At 37.6% G+C, this 26,157-nt stretch carries 36 protein-coding genes, 1 pseudogene, 1 riboswitch and 1 other annotated feature; of the genes and pseudogenes, 14 read left to right on the top strand and 23 right to left on the bottom strand.

Going from position 1 to position 26,157, the window contains the following annotated elements; all coding sequences use genetic code 11:
• Positions 1–26 precede the first annotated feature (26 nt).
• Positions 27–343 (bottom strand) — a binding site (T-box leader).
• 238 nt (positions 344–581) lie between these two features.
• The 9 genes and pseudogenes from CEY16_RS13560 to CEY16_RS13540 form a co-directional block, all read right to left on the bottom strand.
• Positions 582–1,139, bottom strand: coding sequence for an NADPH-dependent FMN reductase (locus CEY16_RS13560; RefSeq protein ID WP_162297947.1), 558 nt, complete (start codon positions 1,137–1,139; stop codon positions 582–584).
• Between the two features lie 126 nt (positions 1,140–1,265).
• On the bottom strand, positions 1,266–1,742 hold the full coding sequence (locus tag CEY16_RS13555; protein WP_101332585.1) for a DUF4188 domain-containing protein: 477 nt from the start codon (positions 1,740–1,742) through the stop codon (positions 1,266–1,268).
• An 11-nt stretch (positions 1,743–1,753) separates the two neighbouring features.
• Positions 1,754–2,110: pseudogene (locus CEY16_RS15065) on the bottom strand (DUF6010 family protein); the annotation flags it as partial.
• A gap of 43 nt (positions 2,111–2,153) precedes the next feature.
• Positions 2,154–2,306: a hypothetical protein gene (locus CEY16_RS15290; protein WP_162297946.1), complete on the bottom strand. Its 153-nt coding sequence runs from the start codon at positions 2,304–2,306 to the stop codon at positions 2,154–2,156.
• A 54-nt stretch (positions 2,307–2,360) separates the two neighbouring features.
• Positions 2,361–2,507, bottom strand: a complete 147-nt coding sequence (locus tag CEY16_RS15285; protein WP_162297945.1) for a hypothetical protein — start codon at positions 2,505–2,507, stop codon at positions 2,361–2,363.
• Positions 2,504–2,608, bottom strand: coding sequence for a YobA family protein (locus tag CEY16_RS15465; RefSeq protein WP_238378861.1), 105 nt, complete (start codon positions 2,606–2,608; stop codon positions 2,504–2,506). The genes CEY16_RS15285 and CEY16_RS15465 overlap by 4 nt, the downstream gene beginning before the upstream one ends.
• A gap of 102 nt (positions 2,609–2,710) precedes the next feature.
• Positions 2,711–3,067, bottom strand: a complete 357-nt coding sequence (locus CEY16_RS13550) for a DUF3221 domain-containing protein (protein WP_101332584.1) — start codon at positions 3,065–3,067, stop codon at positions 2,711–2,713.
• Positions 3,068–3,200: 133 nt separating this feature from the next.
• On the bottom strand, positions 3,201–3,563 hold the full coding sequence (locus tag CEY16_RS13545) for a hypothetical protein (protein ID WP_101332583.1): 363 nt from the start codon (positions 3,561–3,563) through the stop codon (positions 3,201–3,203).
• A gap of 111 nt (positions 3,564–3,674) precedes the next feature.
• Positions 3,675–3,866: a hypothetical protein gene (locus CEY16_RS13540; RefSeq protein ID WP_101332737.1), complete on the bottom strand. Its 192-nt coding sequence runs from the start codon at positions 3,864–3,866 to the stop codon at positions 3,675–3,677.
• A 299-nt stretch (positions 3,867–4,165) separates the two neighbouring features.
• Positions 4,166–4,344: riboswitch (Lysine riboswitch) on the top strand.
• Between the two features lie 108 nt (positions 4,345–4,452).
• Here CEY16_RS13540 and dapA point away from each other — a divergent pair.
• Positions 4,453–5,343, top strand: a complete 891-nt coding sequence (gene dapA, locus CEY16_RS13535; protein ID WP_101332582.1) for a 4-hydroxy-tetrahydrodipicolinate synthase — start codon at positions 4,453–4,455, stop codon at positions 5,341–5,343.
• 75 nt (positions 5,344–5,418) lie between these two features.
• Here dapA and garR read toward each other — a convergent pair whose 3' ends face one another.
• Both garR and pepF read right to left on the bottom strand, forming a co-directional pair.
• Complete coding sequence (gene garR / locus CEY16_RS13530; RefSeq protein ID WP_338015933.1) at positions 5,419–6,300, bottom strand: 2-hydroxy-3-oxopropionate reductase; 882 nt, start codon at positions 6,298–6,300, stop codon at positions 5,419–5,421.
• The gene (gene pepF, locus CEY16_RS13525; RefSeq protein WP_420795537.1) at positions 6,297–8,123 is read right to left on the bottom strand and encodes an oligoendopeptidase F; all 1,827 of its coding nucleotides are present in this window, start codon (positions 8,121–8,123) and stop codon (positions 6,297–6,299) included. Before pepF ends, garR begins: the two co-directional genes overlap by 4 nt.
• Before the next feature lie 164 nt (positions 8,124–8,287).
• Here pepF and CEY16_RS13520 point away from each other — a divergent pair, with 164 nt between their 5' ends.
• Positions 8,288–9,154 carry a hypothetical protein gene (locus CEY16_RS13520; protein ID WP_101332580.1) on the top strand — a complete coding sequence of 289 codons (867 nt, stop codon included), beginning with the start codon at positions 8,288–8,290 and terminating at the stop codon, positions 9,152–9,154.
• Between the two features lie 128 nt (positions 9,155–9,282).
• Here CEY16_RS13520 and CEY16_RS13515 read toward each other — a convergent pair whose 3' ends face one another.
• Positions 9,283–10,029: a coiled-coil domain-containing protein gene (locus CEY16_RS13515; RefSeq protein WP_101332579.1), complete on the bottom strand. Its 747-nt coding sequence runs from the start codon at positions 10,027–10,029 to the stop codon at positions 9,283–9,285.
• 139 nt (positions 10,030–10,168) lie between these two features.
• Positions 10,169–10,570, bottom strand: a complete 402-nt coding sequence (locus CEY16_RS13510) for a SecDF P1 head subdomain-containing protein (protein ID WP_101332578.1) — start codon at positions 10,568–10,570, stop codon at positions 10,169–10,171.
• A gap of 363 nt (positions 10,571–10,933) precedes the next feature.
• On the opposite strand from CEY16_RS13510, the gene CEY16_RS13505 reads away from it, so the two are divergent.
• Both CEY16_RS13505 and CEY16_RS13500 read left to right on the top strand, forming a co-directional pair.
• Complete coding sequence (locus CEY16_RS13505; RefSeq protein ID WP_101332577.1) at positions 10,934–11,188, top strand: DUF2164 domain-containing protein; 255 nt, start codon at positions 10,934–10,936, stop codon at positions 11,186–11,188.
• 29 nt (positions 11,189–11,217) lie between these two features.
• The gene (locus CEY16_RS13500; RefSeq protein ID WP_162297944.1) at positions 11,218–11,511 is read left to right on the top strand and encodes a flagellar protein FlaG; all 294 of its coding nucleotides are present in this window, start codon (positions 11,218–11,220) and stop codon (positions 11,509–11,511) included.
• 320 nt (positions 11,512–11,831) lie between these two features.
• Here the strand turns inward: CEY16_RS13500 and CEY16_RS13490 are convergent, their stop codons facing one another.
• The 5 genes from CEY16_RS13490 to CEY16_RS13470 all read right to left on the bottom strand — a co-directional run bounded on the left by CEY16_RS13490 (position 11,832) and on the right by CEY16_RS13470 (position 15,157).
• Positions 11,832–12,422, bottom strand: a complete 591-nt coding sequence (locus tag CEY16_RS13490; RefSeq protein ID WP_101332574.1) for a tetratricopeptide repeat protein — start codon at positions 12,420–12,422, stop codon at positions 11,832–11,834.
• Positions 12,419–12,940, bottom strand: coding sequence for an NUDIX hydrolase (locus CEY16_RS13485; protein WP_101332573.1), 522 nt, complete (start codon positions 12,938–12,940; stop codon positions 12,419–12,421). Before CEY16_RS13485 ends, CEY16_RS13490 begins: the two co-directional genes overlap by 4 nt.
• 10 nt (positions 12,941–12,950) lie before the next feature.
• Positions 12,951–13,940: a Gfo/Idh/MocA family protein gene (locus CEY16_RS13480; RefSeq protein ID WP_101332572.1), complete on the bottom strand. Its 990-nt coding sequence runs from the start codon at positions 13,938–13,940 to the stop codon at positions 12,951–12,953.
• Entirely contained in the window at positions 13,927–14,238 is a 312-nt protein-coding gene (locus CEY16_RS13475) for a hypothetical protein (protein WP_101332571.1), read from the bottom strand. The genes CEY16_RS13480 and CEY16_RS13475 overlap by 14 nt, the downstream gene beginning before the upstream one ends.
• Before the next feature lie 67 nt (positions 14,239–14,305).
• Positions 14,306–15,157 carry an aminoglycoside 6-adenylyltransferase gene (locus CEY16_RS13470; RefSeq protein ID WP_238378860.1) on the bottom strand — a complete coding sequence of 284 codons (852 nt, stop codon included), beginning with the start codon at positions 15,155–15,157 and terminating at the stop codon, positions 14,306–14,308.
• A gap of 182 nt (positions 15,158–15,339) precedes the next feature.
• Between CEY16_RS13470 and CEY16_RS13465 the strand changes: the two genes are divergently transcribed.
• The 9 genes from CEY16_RS13465 to CEY16_RS13435 all read left to right on the top strand — a co-directional run bounded on the left by CEY16_RS13465 (position 15,340) and on the right by CEY16_RS13435 (position 19,226).
• The gene (locus CEY16_RS13465) at positions 15,340–15,678 is read left to right on the top strand and encodes an NIPSNAP family protein (protein WP_101332569.1); all 339 of its coding nucleotides are present in this window, start codon (positions 15,340–15,342) and stop codon (positions 15,676–15,678) included.
• A 176-nt stretch (positions 15,679–15,854) separates the two neighbouring features.
• Entirely contained in the window at positions 15,855–16,205 is a 351-nt protein-coding gene (locus CEY16_RS13460) for an NIPSNAP family protein (RefSeq protein ID WP_101332568.1), read from the top strand.
• Positions 16,206–16,278: 73 nt separating this feature from the next.
• The gene (locus CEY16_RS15060) at positions 16,279–16,530 is read left to right on the top strand and encodes a hypothetical protein (RefSeq protein WP_143484631.1); all 252 of its coding nucleotides are present in this window, start codon (positions 16,279–16,281) and stop codon (positions 16,528–16,530) included.
• Positions 16,531–16,545: 15 nt separating this feature from the next.
• Entirely contained in the window at positions 16,546–16,803 is a 258-nt protein-coding gene (locus tag CEY16_RS13455) for a hypothetical protein (protein ID WP_202908641.1), read from the top strand.
• Positions 16,804–16,927: 124 nt separating this feature from the next.
• Complete coding sequence (locus tag CEY16_RS13450) at positions 16,928–17,122, top strand: hypothetical protein (RefSeq protein ID WP_101332567.1); 195 nt, start codon at positions 16,928–16,930, stop codon at positions 17,120–17,122.
• A gap of 44 nt (positions 17,123–17,166) precedes the next feature.
• Entirely contained in the window at positions 17,167–17,337 is a 171-nt protein-coding gene (locus CEY16_RS15350) for a hypothetical protein (protein ID WP_202908640.1), read from the top strand.
• A gap of 226 nt (positions 17,338–17,563) precedes the next feature.
• Positions 17,564–18,205 carry an alpha/beta hydrolase gene (locus CEY16_RS13445; RefSeq protein WP_101332566.1) on the top strand — a complete coding sequence of 214 codons (642 nt, stop codon included), beginning with the start codon at positions 17,564–17,566 and terminating at the stop codon, positions 18,203–18,205.
• Between the two features lie 113 nt (positions 18,206–18,318).
• On the top strand, positions 18,319–18,588 hold the full coding sequence (locus CEY16_RS13440) for an autorepressor SdpR family transcription factor (protein ID WP_202908639.1): 270 nt from the start codon (positions 18,319–18,321) through the stop codon (positions 18,586–18,588).
• 5 nt (positions 18,589–18,593) lie between these two features.
• The gene (locus tag CEY16_RS13435) at positions 18,594–19,226 is read left to right on the top strand and encodes an SdpI family protein (protein WP_162297943.1); all 633 of its coding nucleotides are present in this window, start codon (positions 18,594–18,596) and stop codon (positions 19,224–19,226) included.
• A 46-nt stretch (positions 19,227–19,272) separates the two neighbouring features.
• On the opposite strand, the gene CEY16_RS13430 is transcribed toward CEY16_RS13435, so the two are convergent.
• The 3 genes from CEY16_RS13430 to CEY16_RS13420 are packed head-to-tail and all read right to left on the bottom strand — an operon-like array spanning position 19,273 to position 23,392.
• On the bottom strand, positions 19,273–20,049 hold the full coding sequence (locus tag CEY16_RS13430; protein ID WP_101332563.1) for a Cof-type HAD-IIB family hydrolase: 777 nt from the start codon (positions 20,047–20,049) through the stop codon (positions 19,273–19,275).
• A 29-nt stretch (positions 20,050–20,078) separates the two neighbouring features.
• Positions 20,079–22,973, bottom strand: coding sequence for a DEAD/DEAH box helicase (locus tag CEY16_RS13425; protein ID WP_101332562.1), 2,895 nt, complete (start codon positions 22,971–22,973; stop codon positions 20,079–20,081).
• 2 nt (positions 22,974–22,975) lie between these two features.
• Positions 22,976–23,392, bottom strand: coding sequence for a (deoxy)nucleoside triphosphate pyrophosphohydrolase (locus tag CEY16_RS13420; RefSeq protein WP_101332561.1), 417 nt, complete (start codon positions 23,390–23,392; stop codon positions 22,976–22,978).
• A 96-nt stretch (positions 23,393–23,488) separates the two neighbouring features.
• Between CEY16_RS13420 and CEY16_RS13415 the strand changes: the two genes are divergently transcribed.
• Positions 23,489–23,812: a nucleoside triphosphate pyrophosphohydrolase gene (locus CEY16_RS13415; RefSeq protein ID WP_101332560.1), complete on the top strand. Its 324-nt coding sequence runs from the start codon at positions 23,489–23,491 to the stop codon at positions 23,810–23,812.
• Here CEY16_RS13415 and CEY16_RS13410 read toward each other — a convergent pair.
• On the bottom strand, positions 23,809–24,795 hold the full coding sequence (locus tag CEY16_RS13410; protein ID WP_101332559.1) for an HNH endonuclease signature motif containing protein: 987 nt from the start codon (positions 24,793–24,795) through the stop codon (positions 23,809–23,811). The two genes, CEY16_RS13415 and CEY16_RS13410, sit on opposite strands and share 4 nt — an antisense overlap.
• Before the next feature lie 21 nt (positions 24,796–24,816).
• Positions 24,817–26,157 (bottom strand): sensor histidine kinase, encoded by a 1,341-nt coding sequence (locus CEY16_RS13405; protein WP_101332558.1) that lies wholly within the window; start codon positions 26,155–26,157, stop codon positions 24,817–24,819.

The following is a 26,157-nucleotide window of genomic DNA, read 5'->3' as shown; positions in this document are numbered from 1 at the left end:
ATAAAAAAACCGTCCCTAAATATATAAATAGGGACGGATGAATTTCCGCGGTACCACCCAAATTCTATAGGTTTCAACCTATAGCACTTGTGAGAAAAACTTGGCTTATCGCCAAGTCCTAATGGCGAAAGCCTTTGTTTTTCACATACTTTAACCCTTTAACAAAGTTAAACAATCTTAAAGTATAAAAAAAGATAACGGCTCCTAACCGGTCCAGCTTACTGAAAACTTCAGCCAAACTTCTCCGAGATGATCTTCAACCATAAGCAGCCATCACCTTCCAGCATTGCGGTGACTCTCTGAAGACTACATAACAGTCTACTCTTCTCTTCAACGAATAATTGTATTTGCTTTCAAATATATTACAATGTTCATAAGTTCGTGTCAAAATCTCACGTTTTCATTATAACAGGAAAAACTATTTTTATCCTATAAGAACTCAAAAAAATGATGAGAAAAACTTGGCTTATCGCCAAGTCCTAATGGCGAAAGCCTTTGTTTTTCACATACTTTAATCCTTAAACAAAGTTAAACTTTCTTAAAGTATGAAAAAATCGCCCCCAAGCATGGGAGCGATCAATTTATACAGCGCTTTTCGTTAGCTCGACGAGTTTTTCAAGTTGGTTGATTAATGAGGTCTCAATCTGATCCCCGAGTTGTAAGTCGCCTTGTTCGTCCACTTTATTATGAACTTCGCTAACAAACACTCTAGGGTGTGGCGGAACTAGCACGTTGATGAAGCTCAAGATTTCTCGGAGATGGTCCTGAGCATTGATTGTTCCAGTTCCTCCTGGAGTCGCTCCAATTACACCAGCAACCTTGCCACTCAATGAGTTTTCCCCGTACGGTCGAGTCAACCAATCAATACCATTTTTCAAAACTCCAGGAATGGACCCGTTGTACTGGGGTGTACTGAACAATAAGATATCTGCAGAATCCACCGTCGCTTTAAAATCCATAACCGACTTCGGCATTGGATTTTCGGTGTCTTGGTTAAATAAAGGTACGTCCGAGTAGTCTGCATACTCATATTCCACTTCTTCTGGAAGCTTTGACGCAGCCAACTCTAATAATTTTCTATTAAAGGAATCTTCACGTAAACTTCCACTGATTCCTACCACTTTCAATTTTCTACTCACAATAAGTCCTCCTGTTGCATCTCTATTTTTTTTAACAACAAGAATATCGTAGAAAAGATAGCTTTTCAGTGCAAGGATTCTGCTTTAATCAAAAACCTCTTAGTGTTAGCTCTCTTAATCTTCTATTCACGATTTAACTTTCAAACGTTTAGCTGCTGAATTCGTTGAAGGAGTAATTGGAACATGATTGAAGACTTTCCCTAGCCCGTATTGAGGCATGTTCGCATAGATTGTCTCATAGTTTCCACCGATAACATTGTATGTCTCATGATAGATGCCTACCGAGTCATTTCCTTTAGTCTTTCTGTTGAAATCTTTCCAAGCCTTCAAATGAGTTGGTGCCTTGGCGTAGTTTAACAATTGCTCTTCTGATCTCCAATATTGAACCATTAGTGTTGTTCTAAACCCATAGAAGCTCTCTAAAGATAGAAATCCTAAATCATCATTTGTATATAACTCTCTAATCATTCGAGGCATGGCCAAAAACACTGGAAACCATTTATGTATCGCCCACCATTTATTTATGCGCATTCCTATGATAAATACTGTGATACTCTTTTCACCTTCCACCGTATATCGACCAGGGTAAACTTTTGAACCCATTTCTCTCACTCCTAATAGTTCGTATATATGAAAGCAGCAACAATAAAGTCAACTACCGCACATACTGGCGGGAACCAAACGACTACCCTCATTTTAATCCCTTCAAGATGGTGCAAGATATCCCATCCCCCGTGTAATGCATACCCTACTACTAACCAGAATGGTGAATATATTAAGCCGAGGCATGCTATCGTAAAGATGATGAATGAAAATATAATTTCAATAGTTATTAATTCTTTTCGTTGATCGCTTAAGGCTGCACCAAAATAAACACAAGAAGTATACGCTAAAAACATAGCAAACAATTGGACCGAAACAGGTTCGGAAGTTAAATGAAAGACTCTGATCAATAAGAAAGCAACTAATAACCCAGCTAAAACATAATTAAAATGAGTACGGCTATATAGTTGATTACTGTTCTTTCGATTTCTTTAATTCCTCTCTTATTTCCTTCAACTCTTCCATCTCGTCCGCTTTGTTCTTGTTCATTTTTACTAACTCTTGATAAATGCCACCAATTCCAAATACGGTTAAAAACATCAAAATCATTACCCAAATATCCATAAAAACCTCCTAATTTAGTTACTCTTCAACAATCTGAATTTTATCTGCTTCTGCCTAGCCAGGATAGCTATCATTCATATAATTGAAACTGACTCTTACTAGCTGTCCCAACTCATAATCTCCGGGGTTATTCACCGCGAACCATACTGCTGGCAGTTGTAATGATGCCTCTGATCTACTCATCAATTTTTGTTCATTCATTCTATTGCTTCTTCTCTAGTAATATCACCTACTACTAGAATCCGAGACTTATCTTTATCAACAATATAACCTTCTTCAACATTGGCCTCTGCAGGATTCAATTCTTCATCTGTGATTTCTGAGCAAGCCCCGAAGAGGGTTAAAATTGTAAAAAATATGATTGAGAGTTTTATTCTAATCCACCCCTCTAAATTTTATAAAAATTATTCTCCAACAATTTGAATTTTTTCGGCTCCTGCCTGCCCAGGGTAACTAGCATCCATACCCTCGAACTCCACTCTAACTAACTGCCCGAGCTCATAATCACCAGGATTATTCACCCCAAACCATACAGCTGGAGGTTGTATTGATGACTCTGATCTACTCATCAATTTCTGTTCATCCATTTTTGTAGCTTCTTCTCTAGTAATATCACCTACTACTAGAATCCGAGACTCATCTTTATCAACGATATAACCTTCTTCCACATCCGCCTCTTCTGGATCCAACTCTTCATCTGTGATTTCTGAGCAAGCCCCGAAAAGAGTTAAGATTGTAAAAAATATGATTGAAAGTTTCACTTAGACCTTCTCCTCTAACTTCGACTTTCTTTATACATTCTCTCGCTGCTCATCCAACTAAAAAGTCCGAACAATATTCCCGCAATCATGAAGTTGGCCACAGCTATGAACAAATACTTTATCTAAAATACTCTTATTCAGTCGCAATGTAACCTATAACTTCATTTTTAGTAGAATCAATCAGAATAGTAGGGGTGCCTGTTACATAATTACCATCCTCTTCAGAAATGACGGATAACACTTCTTCTCCTTCATATGAGTCATCTAAAAGTTCGTATTGATCATCTGCAACAATTTTTATAACCTTTGCGTCTTTCCAATCACCTTTCGCTTGCTCATTCCATCCATTTTCCTTAACAAATTCCCAAGCAATATTCCTTACATCATTATATTTATCCGATCGATTCTCCAATTGGCTATCTAATCTGTCACTACAACCCACAAATTGAATTAATACAAAAGCAAGAATAACTAAGCGTGCAAATTTCCCCTTCATTCGTGCTCCACTCCTACCTAATAAGACCACTGCTCAATATGTTTCACCGATGGAAGAAATCACACCTAAAACACTGGCTCTGTACGGTGACAAATATCTTTAAATATCCAATCAGTTAAAGATAATGTTCACAACAAATCCACCAACCATCATCAAGATAAATGTCCCGAATAAAATAATACCTAAAACTTTAATAGGTAAGGGAAGTTTCCCCCCTTTACTGATTGGGTACCCCTCAACGTTTCGCATATGTTCCATAACATCATTAAAAGGTTTTTCAGGTCCTTCTTTATGTCTCGTCATTTTATCAATCCTTACTTTATCATTATTGAATTCAATCATAATTTCTAAATAATCTAGTATAAATGAAAAATTAATATTCCATTGATTTTTAAAATCGCGATTACCGTAGGAATACTTCATCTACATCTATAATTGTTAATTTTTTCATTTTATTTAATTCTACCATTCCTTATGTTTAGAATAAATGCTGGTATTCATTCTATAGAATTAACCAAGCAATTTTACTCTTGTAATTCATATTTATGTTTGATACAGTATATTTAACAATTTAATACTTTCTTATTTTAAAGTAACTTTAAAGTAAGGGTAGAGGTGCGGAAACCATTAGTATTTATGTGTAGGAGTAATGAGATCCGGGTAAGCATAAAGAAAGGGGAATTCGCCGAAGTGAATAGAGACTCATCTCTTGAAGCTGGTTCTGACATTGAATAAATGCAGGGCTGTCATATAGGAAACTATATGGAGGGCTATCTGGTTTAGGACGATATAAAAAGTTCTAAAAGCAACAACGGGCCCTTTCGTTGTTGCTTTTTTTGGTCCTCCACACCCAAGGGTAAATCAAATTAATAAAGGTGTGTGGAATTTTATGAATTTCGGTCGTGTATTAACAGCAATGGTGACACCATTTGATCAAAATGGTGAAATTGATTTCGAGGCAACAAGAAGACTAGTTAATCATCTGATCTCTAACGGGTCTGATGGATTGGTAGTTGCGGGGACTACAGGAGAATCCCCAACACTTACCCATGATGAAAAATTGCAGTTGTTTAAATTCGTTGTAGCTGAAGTGAATGGTAGAGTGCCTATTATCGCGGGTACTGGATCAAACAACACGAAAGCTTCCATAGAACTTTCCCGCGAAGCTGAATCCATAGGTGTCGATGCAGTTATGCTTGTAGTACCTTTCTACAACAAGCCTTCACAGGAAGGAATGTATCAGCATTTCCTTACAATTGCAGAAAGCATAGAGTTACCGGTCATGCTTTATAACATTCCTGGTAGAAGTGTTGTGAACATGAATGCAGAGACAACCATTAGACTTTCAAGAATTAAAAATATTGTTTCAGTCAAAGAATCAAGTGGAGATTTAAATCAGGTAACAGAAATAGTCAACAACACACCACAAGATTTCACTGTGTATAGTGGTGAAGACAGCTTGACCCTTCCTACACTTGCTGTAGGAGGTGCAGGTATCGTGTCTGTTTCTGCTCACGTCATAGGAAATGAGATGCAAGACATGGTGAACCGTTATCAAAAGGGTGATGTAGCTCAAGCGTCAGCCATCCATGGATACATTTTGCCAGTCATGAACGCAATATTTTCAGCTCCAAGTCCGACACCCGTGAAAGAGGCATTGGGAAGAATTGGCGTGCCAGTTGGAAGTGTGCGTTTGCCACTTATTCCACTAAACGAAGCAGAAAGAGCATCGTTGTTTGACATTATTGATCAACATTTCTCTCAGGGAGCAACTGGGTAAAAATATATTATGATCATACAAAAGCACAAGCGAACATTCGCTTGTGCTTTTTCAATCTGACTATCATTTTGATCGCTACTTTTTCTCCTTACCTAACTTCTCAAAGTACCGATAAATGGCAGAATGGTCCTCTTTACCATAGCCCGCTTCATCTAATTCTTCTAAAATATCGCTCGCAAACTTTGTAAGTGGTAAATCTAAATCAAGAGCTTCTCCAGTCTTCATAACATTCCTAATGTCTTTCAAATGCAGATCGACCTTAAAGCCAGGTTCGAAATCACCTTCAATCATCATAGGTGCTTTTGCATCCATCACGGTACTGCCGGCTAAACCTCCACGAATCGCTTCGTACACCTGAGTCTGATCCACACCCATTTTATCCGCCAGCACAAGGGCTTCCGAAACAGCTGCAATATTTGTCGCGACAACAATCTGATTGGCTAGTTTCGCAGAGTTCCCTGCACCGACATCGCCTACACGAACGACAGATGCTCCCACCGTTTGCAAGATAGGCAGACATTTCTCAAAAGTCACTTCATCCCCACCTACCATCACAGAAACGGTACCTTCGATCGCTTTCGGTTCACCACCGCTGACTGGCGCATCTAGAAATTGCACATCACGTTCTCTTAAGGTGGCAGCAATGTCCTTACTTGCTAGTGGATCGATCGAGCTCATGTCGATGACAATGCTCCCAGGTTTCAGAGAGTCTACAATACCTTCTTCACCAAAAAGAACATCCTTTACCTCTGGTGCATTCGGTACCATCGTAATCACTACTTCGGACACTGCAGCTATTTCTTTAAGAGAGTCCACCACTTGTCCACCATTGGCTTTGATCTCTTCATTTGTTAAGGGATTGCTACTCGAAGCAACTACTGAGTATCCAGCCTTCAGCAAGTTTTTCGCCATCGGTTTTCCCATAATTCCTAATCCAATGAATCCTATCTTCATCATTCAGCACCTCCACTGTCGTAGCTTTTTTCCAGCTCATCAACCAGTGTTCCGACATATGCAACAGCACGTTGGATCGGTTCAGGTGTTGACATATCCACACCTGCCAGTTGCATCAATTCAAGAGGCTTCAAAGTGCCTCCAGCTTTTAGCGCTGACAACCAGCGATCAACCGCGGGCTGTCCTTCTTCTTGAATCACCTCGGCTGCCGCTGTCGAAGCAGTCAACCCTGCAGAGTAGGTATATGGATAGAGCCCCATGTAATAGTGAGGCTGACGCATCCAAGTAAGTCCAGCACCTTCATCCATTTCAACAGTATCTCCCCAGAAGTTGGCTAATGCTTCCGTCTTCTGTTCACATAGAAGATCCGCCGTAATTGGAGTGCCTTGATCAGCCAACTCATAGACTCTTCGCTGCAGTTCCCCTTCTAAAATATGTGTCACGAAGTTATGATAATACGTTCCTAGCGATTGCAAAATCACCAACCGCTTCATCTTAGGATCATCCGTTTTTTGCAAAATATGATGGCTCAATAACCGTTCGTTCATCGTAGAAGGTGCCTCAACAAAATACATCGACGGCCTTGTATTGGACAGCTTCTGATTTTCTCCAGCTAAATAGAAATGCCCCGCATGACCTAACTCATGAGCTAGCGTAAACACATTTCTCATCGAACCGTTCCAAGTCATCATGATATAAGGGTGTACACCATAAGGACTTGCACAGAAAGCACCCGATCTTTTCCCGACATTATCAGCGAGATCGACCCAACGATCGTCCAATCCTTTTTCCATGATTTCCATGTACTCAGGTCCCATTACTTGAAGCGATTCACGGACCATTGAAGCCGCTTCTTCATAAGTTACTTGTGGGTCATAATCTGTATCTAAAGGAGCCTTCAGATCACTAAATTTCATTTTCTCCAAACCAAGTACCCGTTGTTTTAATTTGGCGAAGCGACGCATGTGTGGTGCCAGTTCCTTTTGGATGGTATCGAGCTGATTATGGTACATCTCTTTTGTCACTTGCTGCTTATGCAACAGCATGTCCGTCGCTGAATCATAGTTACGCAACCGAGCTTCCGTGACCTGCTTTTTCACTTCAGTCGCATAAGTCGCAGCGTACGTGTTTTTATACTGATTCAATATACCAACAAACGCCTCATAAGCTTTACGGCGCAACTCCGTATCTGCAGCACCTTCATAGACCGGGAAGTTATTGAATGTAAGGGAATGTTCCTCCCCATCTGAAGTTGTGAAAGATGGAAACGTCATATCCGATGTTTTGCTCTGTTGATAAACAGAATATGGAGAATCGAACACTTCACTGAAGGCAGCCAATGTCTCTTCTACTTCAGGTGATAACTGATGCGCTTTTCCTTCCATTAAATCGTTCAACTTTTTCTCATAAACTTCTAACCCCGGTTCTTCACTCAAAAACTGTTTAATCGTCATCTCGTCCAACCCGCGAATTTCAGAGGACACAAAAGCTGTTTCCGCTTGCACCTCAGCACCAACAGATGACACACGGGCCACCCTCGCCTGGTTCTCTGTGTTCGTCCCATCCGCTGAAGCAAGTAAACTAGCATATGTAGCCACTCGCATGAAATCAGCCTCGAGTGCATCTTTTTCAAGTAAACAATGAATTAACGTTTCGCCACTTTCGCTCAATCTACTTTTAAAATGAGTGACCGCCCTGATTGCATTTTCTACATCCTTCAGTGCTTTCTCCCATTCAGCTTCTGTTTTAAATAAATCACTCAAGTCCCACGTCTGTTCAACTGGTACCTCATCACGTGTCATAGTAAAATTCTTAGCCATATCCATTCCCCTTTTGAAAAATATTTCGTCTTTCGAATGATATGACCATTATAAATGTAATTCATTTGAATATAAATGTAGATGCATGAAATTTCTGAATTTAATTCAATTTTAGGTTAATTTATTTGTAATATCTGCTAAAATACAATTGAAATGTTAGGGGGATATACATGACAAAAACAGAAAAAATATTGATAGGACTACTTACTGGGAGCATAGTTTTAAACCTACTTCTATATATGAACCTAAGTAATTCTCTCCAAGAGCAAATTCAAATGAACAGCAATAACACTCATTCACAGATTAATAGTCTGAGTGGTGAGTTTAACGACATAAGAAATCAGATACAGGAAATCAATAATGAAGATCAATGGATTACTTCTGAAGAGTTCACACCTGACGTGGAGAATTCAACTCCTGAACAACTACAATTCGACATGGAATGGTCTTTTAGTGAGTTAGAAGAAGATAGTGAGGTTACCTTACTCTATCGTGAAGAAGGCTCAGGAGATTGGATAGAAGCACCTGCTGAACAATTACAAGGGCTTAATTTCAGAGCACAATTAAAGCTTTCACCTGAAAAAGATTATGAATATCAAATATACTCTGAAGGGGAAACCATCAAATCTGGAGAAGCCCAAAGAATCACCAAACATAACAATAGACGCTCAGATTTAATTTTATCAGGTGGGGAAACTACCCAATCTAACGGCCAACTCCAATCGCTACATAAAGATATCGAAGAACACGGCGAGGTCGTATTTCCATTTCACGAAATCGAAAATATGTTTGCGACCATCCATTATCAAGATGGAAGCAAAGAAGAAATTGATGTAGTGAAAGTCGGAGATTCCGAAATGGAACATGAAACTGAGTTTTACAAAGAAAATAATATCAGAGTATGGAGTTTATTCATCGACTCTTTTGACGGAGAAGTTGATTCAATTATATTAAATGTTGAATATGCCGACGGAAAGGTGAAAGATGCAGAGATCTACCCAGAAGAAACGGAATTCATAGTTAAATTCATGAAGTAGTCCTTCAACGATACCGAATTTAATCGACATCATAGTTTACCACGGATTTTACAACCAGTATGATTGCTTCTTTGCACCTTTGAAAATGTATTATCAATAACTATAGAACGGGATTTTCTAATCCCGTTCTATTCAACTGGAATCAGCTTGATATGACCTAGGGTCTCTATTGTGTCACCATCGTTTGCGTTAAAAATGAAGTCACCGTCTGCATACGTACCATCGCCCAATATTTGATTCACTTTCGGATATCCACTTGAATCATAAACGAAAAAGTTAGTTCCTCTTCCCACGTTTGTTGCTCTATACCTTCCAGCTGGTACATCGCTTCCGACAGTATACAATCCAGCGATCAGTTCAATCGGCTGTTCTCCTGTCTCCGAAATCACACCTTGTAATTTTTCCAATTCTTTTTCTTTGTCCGATATTTCATTATTAATCGTTTCTAATTCATCTTTTCTTCCAGTCAAATGTCCATCCAGCTCTTCAATTTCATTTTTTAAATCATCACGTTGTTCAACTAAGGCTATCAGTTCATCAAACTCATCCTGTCTTTCTGCTAGTTTCGACTCCTCCCCTTGTAGCTCATTTTTCGTGGCCTTAATCTCTTCCTCTAAATCATTGATTTGATTCTCTTTATCTTTCTTTACGCTTTCTAATTCCTCTTCTTTCCCCTTAATTTGCTGCTCAACATCCGACAAATCCTTTTCTGCTTCCTCTACTTTTTCAAGCAAATCATTATAGGAAACCTTTTCCCCTTCTAGCGTGACCTTCGCACTGCTGCTGCCAATGCCAAATGCGACTATCACTACAATGATTGCAGCAACGCCCATCCACACTTTTTTAGATTTGAACCAACCTTTCAACTTTTCCATTTCTTCCTCTCCTCAGTAAACATTAATTAAAATAATTTACTGATTCAAAACCGTTTTTATTCCAAATACATTCGCAACAGCAAATATAAAAACCAGACGCCCATAACGTCTGGTTTTTATTCTTTATATCTCTATAGCTTTACCCATTCACAGATTCCACAATAATTTCCGCTTCTTCTTTAGTAAAATCGCCTTCAATCATGACGCTCTTACTTTCGATTGTGTCATGGACCTTCGGGCTACTGATAATCTTATCACCATAATAGACATGCGTAACTTCACCTATATGATCACTTGTCATTCGATACAATTTATCCGCTCGTCGAAACTCAATACTTATCGTTACGATGGATTCACCATCTCGCTCAATCTGTTCAACTGAAGTTCGTTCAAAATCCTCCTCGGTCGCTAATTTTTCACCATCTTCAGTTGCTATATATAACTCTTCTTCACCACTGGCACTTATACTCTCCGAATCATCACAAGCCGCCATCATTAAAAGTGATGCCAACCCGATTAAAATAAAAACATTTTTAATCATATGATCATCCTTTCTATGTTTCTTCGATGTTGTTATAAAAAATGTTCTATTTTTATAGACGTTGACTTTATGTATATAGTTTCAGTTCTTGGTCAATTATTCTCAGCATCTTAAATTTGCTGTACCTCTTCCTCTGTAAATTCCACCTCTATTTAAAGTCGTTTTAAAATTATTTTAACATATAAATCCCATTAATTTTCCTATTATAGAAAAATATTTACAGAAACAAAGGGGATTCTAGTGAAAAAATCGAATTAGACAATATAAAGCAATCAAGGAATTCTTGGACCAACATTTGGTACAGTAGAGGTAACAATAGGCTTTGGATGAAAATCCAAAGCCTTTACTAAAGGAGAGAATTCAGTGACTATCAAACTATCACAAGATCAAAAAGAACAAATAAAAGAAACCTTGAAAGAATACTTTTATAATGAGCGTGCTGAGGAAATTGGTGATCTAGCAGCTGAAACTTTGCTGGACTTGATCTCTAAAGAAATCGGCCCTCATTTCTATAACCAAGGTGTAAAAGATGCGAAAGGCATGGTCGAACAGAAAGTGATGAATCTGGATGAAGACATTCAGTCATTGGAAAGGCCAATTTTGAGGGGTAGAAATTAAAGGAGATGAAAGTTATGGGAAGGTTCCTCATGGCATTATTTGTTTGTCTCGTTCTCGTTTTAGGTGCATGCGGGAATTCAGAGACCCAAAGTGCTCAAGAACAAGCACCTGAAATTACTGAAGAAGAAGTAGAGAAAATTGTTTTGAATCATCTTACTGAAAATCTCAATAAAAATAAAGACGAGGTTACGATAAAATCAGTGCACAATGATTCAGGCAAATATGTAGTTAAATGGGAAGTCGATGAGGTTTGTGAATTCGGAACAATTCATGTAGATGCTCAGAATGGAGAAATACTAGAAGCTGAAGAAACAGTTTGTTAATTTAACCCTCAACAAGGCGAAAGAATAGGGAGTGAGGATAATATGGTAAAGGGGTTATCGTATTTAATAGTCTTAATAATTGTGTCTACTATACTCTTTTTAACTGTTTCTAATATATTTCGAACTGATACACCGACGGTAGCATTTCTACTTTCAATGATTGTAAGTCATCTGATATTAGAGAAAAATAACTGGCTTATTAATATGATATTTAGAGGGTTAATATGGGGTTTCAGACAGTGAACCCTCTTTCACTATTTATCGCATTCCAATAGAAGAGAAATCCACACTATAAAAACTCGATATTAATCATATGGAGTTTATCTTTCCCTAAGCTCAAAAACAAAGTCCACCGCAGCTTCGGTCGATTGAATCAGAGATGGGTCATTCTTTTCCTTTCGAATCTCTAATACCCTCTTGAAACATCTCTCCGCTTCCTCGTATTCCTCCATCTCAAGCAAACACTTCCCTTTATGCTGCAAGACGAAATCTTTGTATTCATCCACTCCATATTTTTTGCACAGATCAAACGTTTGATTGAAATGGTTCATCGCTTGGAGTGGTTGATCCGCGTATTTGAGTGCTTCCCCTAATCGGATGCTAGAGACTATTTCTTTTCTTTCATTATGAGTTTCTTTGGCATAACTCAAGCACTGCTTATGATATCTAATGGCTTCTTTAGGCTCGCCAATAATTCTATAAAAATTCCCAAGCACCCCATGTAAGTAATTCTGATTATCTTCTGTTAGATTTTCCTCAAGTATAGTGAACTTGATTTCTTCCATGATGTTCTTCAATAACTCTGGATCAGACGGCTTCTCTCTCAAAGAATCCTTTGGGTCGAAATATATCGACTCAGATGCTTTTTTGATTTTTTCAATTAAGACGTTCAGATTTGAAATAGTACTCACCCGCTTCTAACTTCTCTCTTAACCATCTCGCTCAGTATGTAATTTTCTCTGAGTATCCAACGGTGCGATGGGTTCTGCTTAAGGGTTTCTTGGTTAATCTTCAGTGCATATTCTGGGCTCCTCCAAAAAGGTTCATACTCCTGTTCCAGTTCGTAACCATCCAATTTTTGCTCAGCTGTCTCACCCGAAATTTCACACAGATAGACATGAGAGTTCATTTGAAAGATAGCATGATCCTCAAATGAATCCTTCATATTTTCAGTTATAAGTCCAATCTTCTCAAGTACGATTCCACCCTGATAACCTGTCTCTTCAGCAATTTCTCTTATGACTGCTTCTGTATACGTTTCCCCTTCTTCAAGGCCACCACCTGGAAAACGATAATCTCCTTGATTGGAATAGACTAACAATAGTTTTTCTTCGAATCTTACTACTGCTCTCACAGCCTCGCGTACATTCAGTTTAAGTTGTGGATCGATCTCTTGTATGCCAATGGTTTGATTAAAAATCGTTTTCATTCCCCTCGTCTTATACCTTCACACTCTTACCATTTTTCAAAGATTCATAACATGCATCGATGAACTGCATATTCTCTTTTGAGTCTCGAAAACTATTACGTAACTCTCCACCGTTCATTACCACATCTGAAAAATGAACGACTTCTTCCATGTACTGATCACTATAATGTCGTTCTGTTCTCATCGAATTTCCCTTTTCAACAATGACATGGCCTTCCCCAGCGAATGCATCTGGGCGATAGGCTCTCGGCACCCGAATCGTTCCTTCTGTCCCGATTACTTCATATTCATGTCGAAGGCTCGTATGGAAACTACAGTCGAATAGAGCCTCAACACCGCTCTTCATTCGGACCATTCCAGTTGCGGAAGTTTCCACTTTGAATTTAGAATCGATACTCCCTTGAACCCATACTTCATCCCCAACTTCATCTAAAATCGTGCGGAAGGTATGAAGACAATAGGAACCTACATCATAAATGCTGCCCCCACCTTTCTCGGCGTCCACACGAATATTTCCGTCAGGTTTCGTCAAAGGAAAAGAAAAGCTCGCTTTCATCAGCTTTACGTCACCGATCTCACCCGATTCGATGATTTCCCTCACGCGTTCGTGTTGTGAATGGAATTGATACATGAATGCCTCCATGAACTGAACTCCATGTTTTTCACATACTTCCTCCATCTCGTCTACTTCTTTGACATTCAAACCAGCTGGCTTCTCACATAAAATATGCTTGCCCGCTTCAGCCGCCTTGAACACCCATTCCTTATGTAAATGGTTTGGAAGAGGAATATACACCGCTTCAATCTCTGGATCTTGTAATAACTCATCGTAAGATTCATAGGATTTCGCAATATCGAGTTCCTCAGCCACTTGCTTCGCCTTTCCACTCCCACTCGATATCGCCACGAGTTCCACATTTTCTGCACGCTTCATGGCTGGGATGAGTGCTTTTTTTGCTATATTTGCTGTACTTAAAATACCGAATTTAACTTTTCTCATGAAGTTCACCTTCCTTATAATCATCTACGACCTCTTCGATTTTACGGTGGTTAATCCCCATTAGCAGTGCAATCGTCGCAAACATAAACAAAAAGAATGCGAGAAATAGATGTGCTCCACCTTCAAATCCTCGAATGTTTACATAGCCATTGTAGGCAATATAAAATGCCCCAAACAATGCTAGAATTCCTGGAATAATCCGAACATAAACAGGTAGTTTGAATTTCCCTAGAATCCAGGTAATCAAGATTGCTAACAAACCTGGCCCGATAGCCATTAATAATGGTCCTTTAAGCATAAACGTCCACTCCTCACATAAAAACTATCTAAATCTGACGCAAACAACTAATTCTTCATTGAGAGAATCACCTCTCTTCATATAATGAATCGACAAGTTCATTGGCATATCTATCTGCTTCAAATGGATAAGGAGTATTCAGCATCTTGCATACATCGACCGCTATCTCATGATATATTTGCATCGTATTCCTCAATGTCTCCCAAATTTCGTCTTCCTCGTATCTAGAATATAGTCTTTTAAATGATTGAATGACTTGGGAATCTGCCCACTCCTCAAAAAAACGCATTTCATGCCAATGTTTAAACTCATCTCCCATCTGCAATTTTTTCTGAGTTTTAATAAAAAAGATGAGAATGTTCTTCATATAAGAGTCACTTATATTTTTCCCGTATAGTAGCTCTCCTCTACGGAGTTTTTTTGCCGCTAACACAGCGTGGTACCAAAAATCATTTATGAAATTATTAAGTTCCTCTTGGGATATACTATGATTTTCTTTATCCTTATTTTTCGCACTCTCAATCAATGAATCTGTCATTTTATCCTTGTCTATCAACACCCTTACTCCTTTAGCGAGTACTCCAAGAGCTTGGGTATCTTTTTCTAAATGTTTTATGTAGGTTGTGGGGAAGACCGCAAAGTCAACATCTTGACCGCCTTCAAATAGGATCCTACGTTCTGTTCCTCCGCCTACCGCTGTATTCTCAAGAAATGTGATTCTAGGGTCTCCTATTTTCTGAAGCCATTCTTTTTCATTTAATAAGGGTTTAGGGTTTTGAGTAAAAACTACTAGATCCAAATCCGACCAAGAATCAGCAGGTTTTTCCTTTCTCGCTCGGGATCCTACAATGAGTGCCGCCCTAATATCATCATCTTCTTCAGAAAAAAGGACAAAATTTTCAATTATCTTATCGTACATCGAACGGTTCATTTTCTATTTATTCAGCTCTCTCTCTTTAGATATTACAAAGAAAACACATAACCTTTATATTAATATCTATTCTAGATTCATAGCCTATATCCTTCTTTCAGTGATTAACTCTCACTTTGACTTTTACCTTTTATTATGAAAATATGTAATTTATGCAAGGGGGAATTCGTATGTTCTATAGAAGAAAATATTACATTCTAGAGAAGGATTTCGCGGAAGCATTCAACAAACACTTTAATGATAATCTACTCCCAACTCAACTTAAATATGGTTCCAAATTGGTTGGACGATGGATGGTGCCGGTCGATCATGATCGAGTTGAAATTTTTGCGATATGGGAATATGAAAGTCATGAAGGATACCTCAAAATTGAAAAACAGGTTAGAGCGGATAAAGCTCATGTAGAACGTGTCACCAAATGGTACGATGAGCATGGTGGAAGAGATTACGTGGTAAATAATTTAATACATATAGTCAAAAACGAGGAGATTATAGATACTGTAGATTGATTTAACCCCATCATCTTAACGCCCCCCTTCTTCAGACCTCCTCACTTAACCTCCCATAACCCGCACACTTTCCCTTATAGAAACATAAAATTTTTATATTCATACTTATTTATAACCTTAATGGCGCATAACAGCTATAACAGTGTTCATGGAAGTTCATGAAAGGAGAAATATCGATGTTTTACAGACGACATTATTACATTGTCGATAAAGATTGTGTGGAGTCCTTTAACAATCATTTCAATCAATCACTGCTGCCTACCCAATTGAAGTACGGGGCTAAATTGGTAGGGCGCTGGATGGTACCAATCGATCATGACAGAGTAGAGATTTTCACCATATACGAATATGAGAGTCACGACCACTATACAAAAATCGAAAAGAGAATTAGAGGTGACGTTGATCACGTAGAACGTGTGGAAGCATGGTATGAAGAACTTGGAGGTCGGGAACATGTCGTGAATAAGTTATTCCATTATGTAAAAAACGAAGAGATTTTCGATACTGTAACTAAAGACATATCGTAGTTATTGGGCACACCAACTCCTTATGGCCATCATAGGCTATTATTGACATTTGATAAAGAAGGAGTTGATGTGAATGTATAGAGATTGTGGCTGTAATAACAACTACCCTCCTCAGTGGAGTCCCTATCATTCCAATCAAAATAACGAACAGATGAATAATTATATGAACCCTATGAATCCGAATCCCTACAATAATCCATCAGGACCTTACCAAAATCCAAATAATCCAGATTGGCAGCGATGTAGAAATAGGTGTTTGCAACTAGGTTACACACCAGGAACGAACGCTTGGAGAAGCTGTGTCCACGGTTGCATGGGCTATTAAAAGGAAGGGAGACAAATGATGTATCATCCTTACGATTATTACCGTAACAAGATGAGCGTACCAGATCAGTGGGTTATGCATATTCAGCCTCTTGTAGATAGAGCCCTTGAGGAAGTCGAGGAAGGGATCAATCTTACTCACCTCTTCCAAGAGTTTATTCTTTCAGGAGTGTTGGTCGGAAAAGGCATGAGTCCACACGAGGCGATTGAGCTCGTCGAACAATGGGAAAAAGGCGAATCGAAACTACTCATGGAAAGTAAAAAGATGGGGTAATTCATAATAAAAATTACTGGATTATAGAGAAATAAAGAAAAAGCCTTCATATATAAATGAGGGCTTTAATTCGTTCAAACCACCAACACAAAATATGGTAAAATAAGTTAAGGAGGGATTACATATGGTTCTTGCATCATTGTACATAGCTTGGTACCTGATGCCGTTTCTGTGCATCATTTTTTGTTTGAATTTAGTTTCTATCTTAAAAAAGATCAATAGCGAAGAAGCCACCAAAAAGAACACCATTTGGTTGACGGTTTCATTCACGCTTATAGTGTGGAGTTTGACGATCGTGGCTTCAGCTGGAGTTTATTAAGTAATGATAAAATAAAGATACCACTTTTGAAAGGAGGCCATATGATGAAAGGAATCGGAATGACTTTAATAATTTTAGGCGTAGTTGGAATTATACTATCATTTATGATGTACGGAGATATCGCCATCGCAGGACTAATTGGGTCTATCTCTTCACTAGTAACAGGAATTGGCTTTATGAAAATCAACAAAATCATACCATCGGCAAAGCCTTAACTCCAAAGGTGCCCAAGCGGTGGGTGCCTTTTTCTTTTTAATCACCTATATTACTCAAACCTTTAATAATCCAAGGTTACCTCAAACATCATTCTCCTGCTTCTCAGCTTTTTTCGATGGTTGTGAGGCAATATTTTGCGTCCAATCTAATGTATTATCAGGTTGTTTCTAAATAAAATTGTTGAAGAGTCGGACCACCTATAAGTGGAAAAGAGGAGGAAAAAATATGGTTGATATTAAGACGGAATTAGTAAAAGGCTACAAAGGCATAGACATTCCCATTAAGACTCTTAGTAAGAATCTTAATTCTAAAAGCTTAGCAATCATATTGCCAGGGGCTGGCTATACCTCGCAAGCACCTCTTCTACATTACTCCACAGGTGTTTTCCTCAATAAGTCATTTGATATTCTGCAAGTGAATTATAACTATAACCACGAAGAGTATAAGGACTTCAGTGAAATCAGTGAAGCAATTAAGACAGATGTAAGCAAAGTTCTTGATTATTTTTTATCTAATAAATCGTACAACAATTTTTACATGATCGGAAAATCACTCGGGACGATTGCAATGAGCTCTGAACTTAATAAAAAAGTTTTTAAAAATGCTAAAGCCATTTGGTTAACCCCTTTAATTCAAATAGAAGATGTTTTGAATGCTATGGTAAAAAGTGAAAACAAAGGACTAATGATCATTGGAGATAAAGACCCTTGTTACACCGAAGAAAGATACCTAACAATAGAGGAAAATTCAAATATCACTCCGATGCTTATCCCGAATGTAAATCATCGTTTAGAGTATGACGATAAACCTATAGAATCGATTGAAATTTTGAAAGAAGCACTAAAAAAAATTGACCAATTTTATTAAGTACTTTTTTTAAAAATTTCATCTACCTCTTGCTAAACCGATAAAATTTGTATACTATATTTATATAATTAGATAACTATCTAAATATCTAATTAACAATGGACGGTGATATTTTGAACGATATATTTAAAGCAATAGCTGACCCCACAAGAAGAGAGATTTTAGACATACTGCAGGAAAAAGACGCAACTGCTGGTGAAATTTATGACCGTTTTACTATCAGTAAGCCAAGTATTTCTCACCACCTGACCATACTTAAAAATGCCGATCTAGTATATGCTGAAAGGCACGGTCAACATATCTTCTATTCCTTGAATACGACCGTTTTCCAGGATGCCATCCGGTGGTTGATGACCTTCCAGCAGAAGACAAATGAGGAGTGAAACAATTGAATTCAAAAAAAGTATCTCTTAGTGTTATCACATTGGCAATTATTAGCTGCTTAATAGCCTATCCATTCCTTCCAGAACAGGTTGCTATTCACTGGTCTAATGGTGAGGCAGATAATTTCGGAAATAAAAATTGGGCTACATTTCTAATACCTGTAATAATGGTCTTATCGTTCTTTTTAATGAATTTGTATGTAAAATCAAACGACTTAAAAGCTCAAAATCAAAAAAATTCGCCTATCTTAATGAACGCTTTCAACCTTTATATGATATTTTTGTTTATGATCCATCTTATGACGATTGCTTTTGGCCTCGGCGTGGAATTCAGCATCAATATGTTCGTTGGTTTACTAGTAGGTAGTGTCTCCATTGGCATAGCGAACCCTATGCCAAAGTTAAAACCAAACCACATATATGGATTACGAACACCCTGGACATTGAAAGATGAGCGTGTATGGAAAAAATCCAACCGCTTCGCATCTAAATTACTTGTTATCATAGGGATTATAATCATTATCCTGACCTTCATTTTTCCAGAACACATAACACCAATCTCGCTTGGACTACTAATTGTTGTTACTGTTATCAGTATCATCCACTCATATCTGACTTACAAAGAAGTGGCAACTTAAATATAAGTAAAAAGAGGTACCCGATCACTTGGGTACCTTTCCTTCGTTACAACAATCCTAACTTTTTCAAGCCCTTCAATATTCCATCGTTATCAACAGCATCCGTCTCATACTTCGCAGCTTCTTTCGCACGATCATGCCCATTCCCCATGGCTACGCTATGCTCGATGTCACGTAACATCTCCAGGTCATTTAGTGAATCACCAAACGCAACTTGGCGATCAGATGGAATTCCAAGCTTGTCGGTAATCTTTTTGATCCCTTCAGCCTTCGATCCACCTGCTGGAATCACATCCACAGAGTAAGGGTGCCAACGGATGAAATCGAAATGATCGAATTGTTCTTCATAAGGCTTCTCTTCACCTTTTTCACAAAACAATAAGGACTGATAGATCGACCGTTCCCGAAAATATTCGGGATAATAAGATGGGAATTGTCCAAGCTTCAATGTCGCAATACTCTCATCAATGTGATCATGTTGCGGCACATTCGCCTTCATATCCTCTTCATCCAGATAGACAACAGGATGATCATTCGAGTGAGCCATTTCAGTCAATGACTCCAGTGACTCATGGTTTAGAGGGTTTGTGTAAATAACCTCTCCATCCAAGACCACATACTGTCCATTAAAACTGACATAAGTATTGATTCCCAATTCTTTTCGAAGCTCCTCGTACATAAATGGAGCACGTCCAGTAGCGATTGCAACTTCGTGACCTTTAGCTTGAAGATCAAGAATCGCTTGTTTAGCTGACGCAGGTAGTTTTTTATGTTGATCTAGTAATGTTCCGTCGATGTCGAAAAAGATGATGTGTTTTTGCATAGGTGCCTCCATGATTTATTTAATGATATTTATTCTTCAGTTATATATTTAAATAGTTTATATTCAACAGGATTTTCTAGCAACATATTCATATGGACTACTGGGATGTTCTTTCCATTCTTGTCAGACATAATATCCTCTGCAACCGTATCTTTATCAGGTAATCCTTTACCCAAGTAATAGAAATCTTTGCCTTCATCATCATCTTTTTTAATAAAAATGTGAATATCAATATTTTTATTCTGCGCTTCAATAATGTTCTGAACCTCATGGGACTTTAAAGAACGATTACTTCTTGTGTACCATTTCAATAAATCTGGACTAATAAGTTCGTCACCATAATCTACACTTGAATCAACATCATCTTGCTTATGGTAAGTAATAAAGATGGGACAAGTTCCGTGTTTGATCTTATAACCGTACATTGTAGAACTTTCATCATTATCCCAGTTCAATAACTTACATGCATCCTTCCTAGAATATTTTTCATACAAGGTAAATGGCTGATCATAGGCATACTTTTTAACTTTTTCTTTCGCAGTATTAACCACATCAATTGCTAACTTTACAAAGAAATCGTTATTAGCTAACGCACTTGCAACCTTTTGATTTAATACGTAGTAACCGTCATTAAATAGAATTAAAGGCTCATTGCCATATCTTTTTAAATCATTCTGAGTAAAGAATGACTTTGAGAGTATATTTTCGACAGACTTAATTGTTCCTTCGTCTGTATTGCAATTCATATCAAACAACTGGGTTTCGTATTCTTTTTTATCTACTGCACTTTCCTTAATAAGTAATTCAAACAGTTCAATCTCATGCAACCTTTTACCCTGCAATAATTCTTTTGAAAACATCGTGAGAGTTTTATATTCTTCTTGGCTAATGATAGGTAGGTCTTTTTCTCCCACTTTGATTAAAAATTCATAAAAGTTATCATACTTATCAGCAATGACCACAGGATCTATAGAATTATTTTTATAGAAATCATAAAAGTATGGTGCCCTTCCAATCTTATTCTTTAATTGTTTAAACTCTTCTCTTAACATTTTTGCTTGGGAGAGATTCTCATTATTAATCGAATTATAAATCCTCTTCTTAGCGATCTCTTCAAAGTTGATGGTGGAGACACCATTGATATAACTTGTATCAACCGTTTTCCTACGAATATTGTCTTTGTTTTGGGATTTATCTCCCGAAAGTGCAACCGGTATAAGATAGTTCTTTTTATAATTTCCTATGAAATCAATTACTGCAACAAACTCTTTTGAATTGTGTTTTCGGAGTCCTCTTCCAAGTTGTTGCACAAAAATAATACTAGATTCTGTTTGTCTTAACATTACAACTTGGTTGATACTTGGAATATCTATACCTTCATTGAAGATGTCGACAGTTATAATATAGTCAAGCTCATCACTTTCGAGTTTAGTCACACACTCTAATCTAAAGTCTTGTGAATGATCCCCGGTTAAAGCAACTGTACTTAGACCTCTCTCATTTAATAATTCCGATAACTTTTCAGCTTCATCTTTCCTACTACAAAACATCAATCCTCTAACAGAGTCACCTGAATATCCGTAATAACTCACCTTATCCAATATATGTTCTACACGTTCATTGGTAACAAGTTTGGATAGAGTGCTAGTTTCGTCCACTGTTACACCATTAATTTCATAATCAGTTACACCAAAGTAATGAAATGGACATAACATATCTTCCTCAAGCGCCTCTTGCAACCTTATTTCATAGGCAATATTATAATCAAATAGTTCATAAATATTGAAATCATCCGTTCTCTCTGGAGTTGCTGTCATTCCCATAAAAAACTGTGGATCAAAATAATCAATCACTTTTTGATATGATTTTGCACCTGCTTTATGAACTTCATCTATAATAATATAGTCAAATGCACTCGGATCAATCTTACTTAAAGTTTCTTCTTTTGAAATTGTTTGGACTGTAGCGAATAAATATTTGGCGTCAATATCTTTGTTTGTTCCTGATAAAATACCAAAATCGCTATCAATCCCACCAAGTATAGTTTTATAATCATCTTTGGCTTTTTTTAATATTTGTTCTCGGTGCACTATAAAAAGCAGTCTTTTAGGATTAAATCGTCTAACATCAAATGCAGAGAGATAAGTTTTACCCGTACCCGTCGCAGATACAACTAAACCTTTATCATGCCCTTCATCTCTTACAGTCTGTATTTCCCGCAATGCTGCTTCTTGCATTTTATTAGGATTGATTTTGAGTGATTCTTCGAGAGAATTAATCTTATACTGTTCTGGCATTTCCACAACATTTTCTATGTATTCTTTTTGTTCTAAAGGTTTGTATACTTCTTCATAATAATTAATCCATTCATCAGTTAGCGGTAGAGACGAATCCCAAACCTCATTGAATTGTCTTTTAAAATGATGAATCACCTCACCGTTATCATGGGAAGTCAACTTAATGTTCCATTCATGATTTACTTTTAAAGCTTGTGCAGTAAGATTGGAGCTTCCGACAATCAGAGAGTGGAAAGAATCATGTTCAAATATGTATCCTTTAGAATGAAAACCTTCTATAGTGGTCATTCTTACTTCAACATTTGTTATTTTCATTAATTCTCTAAATACTTTAGGTTGGTTAAAATTCAAAAAGGTGGAAGTCAATATCTTACCGTTAATTCCCTTTTTCTTTAAGTCTAGTAGTAGAGCTTTTAGTGTAGCAAGGCCACTCTCTGTGATAAATGCAACGGAAAAGATAAAGGAGTTACAGTTTTCCAATTCCTCAAGAAAGCTTGATAATACATTCTGGTTGTTTCTTTGATTATTAACCAATAATTGAGGTTGATACTTTGTTGTTGTTTTAATATGTTGATCGATAAAGCCTTTTCTTAAAGAAGTCTCAATATCATTGACTAACTTATTCAAACTTACCCTCCTCCTTCCATTATTTTATCTGAATCCTTTTCAATTTGATCAATAGCAGGGATATCCGCTGGGGCCCAATCTAAACTAGAAAGTTCTGAAGGTGGGAGCCACTCTATTCTTTCATGTTCCGTTAAAACAGGTTCGCCACTATGTAGACTACAATAATAGGTAGTTAAATGAACCGTTCCGAAATCATAATCGTAAACAGTGTGCTCTACCTGTTCACCAATACTAATGCCGCATTTGAACTCCTCATTGATTTCCCTTTTAAGAGCGTCATTAGGCGATTCATTTTCCTCAATTTTTCCACCAGGAAATTCCCACTTAAGAGGTAAAGTGGATTTTGACCCTCTTTGAGCGCATAAGATTTTTCCGTTCTTTATGATTACTGCTCCAACAACATGAATATCTTTTTTCATTTGATATTTCTCCCATTCTCTGATTACTAATAAAATATTGCGATTAATTTACCTATTATATACAATAATACCAAACTAGCAAAAGGAGTCATAACCATGCCCACTTACAACAAACTCATTCGAGACAAAATACCAGAAATAATAGACTCTACAGGTTCAAGTTTTAATACAAGAACCTTAAATGAAAAAGAATACATACAAGAATTGAAGAAGAAACTAAACGAAGAGGTAGAAGAATATCAAGAAGCTAAAACCTCACCTGAAGCTTTAGAAGAACTTGCGGATATCCTTGAATTACTACATGCCTTGTCAAAAGTTCATGGCTCTTCGATAGATACAGTAGAGAAAGTCAGATGTGAAAAGGCACAAGAAAAAGGCGCTTTCGAGAAACGAATCTTCCTTGAAAATGTAGAAGATTAGCTTCTTTGAGGCACCCAAATGTCATCAAAACCATTTTTTATAGAATAATCATATAAAAGAATAATCTTTTGATCGTGATAATTTTTCATTAGCATTTCTGATTCGTAGCTTTTTAAAGCGTCGTTACGCTCTACAATAAGCTCTAAATATTGGTCATGAGGAAGCTTAGCTCTTTTATTGTTGTTACATGTCCTACATGAAAGTACTAGATTCCAGATCTGATCGGACTGAACAAAGGACCACGGAATAAAATGATCGACCTCTGTCTTACGATTCCTGTTAGATAGATCTTTCCCACAATAAAAACAACTTGCTTCGAAATGATGAAGCAGGACTTTTTCAAATGGCTTTAATGAGCTTCTTTTTGCGATGCTTTCGACTTTATCTAAAAGATAATTAATTGATGGAACTTCGTTTAAGTCCTCGATCATTTTTGCCATGTGATGGTTGGTTAAATTAACGATTAATCGTTGATATTTCCTCATGAATTCAAGGACGCTCGGCTTGACTTTAAAGTGCTCTGTCTTATGATCAAAAGCGTAGAACTGCCCTTTGGTATCCCCATATAATGCACCATATACATTTGATTTCATAACGGTTTTCATCTTCGATACTAGCTTCAGCTGGAGGCTGTTGTTAATTTTATCGAAGCTAAATTCTTTAGGGATTCCGTAAGTCCTTTGAAAATCCAGCATCACTGTTACAGCTTGAGCACTCTTTTGTCCTCTATTTTGCTTCACCAAATTATGATGTACTACAAGATTCCAATATACTTTGGCGAACCCATAGGCAAGCTGATCATACGTGAGCTCATACTTATCATTCACCTGATACAAGTTTTCGATAATAGATTTTATTAATGCAAATTTGTATGTAGATGACTTCATTGATTTGTTAGACAGAACATTTGTCAGTGTTCTCCAAATCTCTTCATCTGTCATATAATCTACTTGTAGTTCTCCGACTTTTAACTTGTGGCTCATGGGATCACCTAGCTTTTCCTCTTAACTGTTACCTTTTATAGGAAGTATAACAATAAATGTACTTCCCTGCCCATGCTTGCTTTGGACCTCAATTCTCCCACTATGCTGGTTCATAATTGATTGTGCAATAGAGAGACCTAATCCAGAACCTCCTAGTTCGCGTGATCTGGATTTTTCGCCTCGATAGAATTGGTCGAATATCTTGTCTAGTTCGTTTTCACCTATCCCAGAACCATCGTCTTGGAAGGAAATTTGGTATTCACCATTTTCATTAATTTCCACACTTACCGTTAAGTGTTCAGCTCCGTACCGTATGGCGTTTTCTGTGATATTCGTGATTACTTGGACGATTCGGTCGGGATCAATGGATAATGTCACTGATGGTATTGGCTGTTGTACGATCAGGTGAGTATCTTTCTTGTCCATTTCGGTCTCGATTTCTTCTAATACGTCTTTTAAAAAGTCTCTGCTGTCAATCAGCTTTTGGTTGACCGGAAATTGTTGTAGTTCCATTTTCGAAAATTTGAATAAGTCTTCAATTAGACGATCGAGCTGATCGGTTTTACGGTTAATAACTTGATAGTATTTTTGTTGTTTTTCTTCGGTATCTGCCACCCCATCTTGAAGGCCTTCCACATACCCTTTAATGGATGCCAGTGGTGTTCGTAAGTCATGGGAAATACTTGCGATCAGTTGCTTTCTTGAATCTTCATATTGCTGCTGCTCTTCGCGTAATTGTTTGAGATGAAGTCGCATGTTGTTGAAGCCACCTACGAACCTTCCGATTTCATCTTTCTTTTTATACTGTAGAGGATAATCTAGATTCCCTTCTTTCACTTCTTCAGTAGCTATGTAAATTTCTCTAAGAGGCAGAAGGATAGTTCGCGCAATGTACCACGTCCATAGGGTGATCAACAATATTAATGTAACAAGTCCGACACCTAAACTGATGAAAATGGATTGGAGAATTTGCTGGGTTAGATCGATTTGGCTTCTGACTTCCACGTTGTAGGTGGTTCCATCTCCTGCAGTTACACTAAACGAATGTGGAGGAAGGTTCTCCATAGACCCTTCACTAAACTCCTCGTCAGAAGACTGGTAGATAACTTCTTCATTCGTGTTTTTTATCACTATATCTGTAGAGTACTCTCGAACGGCACCATTAAAATCAACATGCGAGATCTCATTCTCAGCAAGCTCTTGGTTGACCCATTCCTCTACTTGTTGATGCGATTGGGATACTCTTTCTTCTTGTGCTTCAATATTGGAAGATTGTAGAGCTAATGTCGCTCCAGTCGTTAAAATAGGAAGGAGGATAATCGATAAGAAAGCTAAGATCAGTCTTGTTTTAAGTTTTCCCAC

It is taken from the genome of Halalkalibacillus sediminis (genome assembly GCF_002844535.1).
Classification (GTDB): Bacteria; Bacillota; Bacilli; order Bacillales; family Alkalibacillaceae; genus Halalkalibacillus_A; species Halalkalibacillus_A sediminis.
Note: the sequence above shows the minus strand (reverse complement) of the source record. Positions and strands in the feature narration are given on the sequence as shown.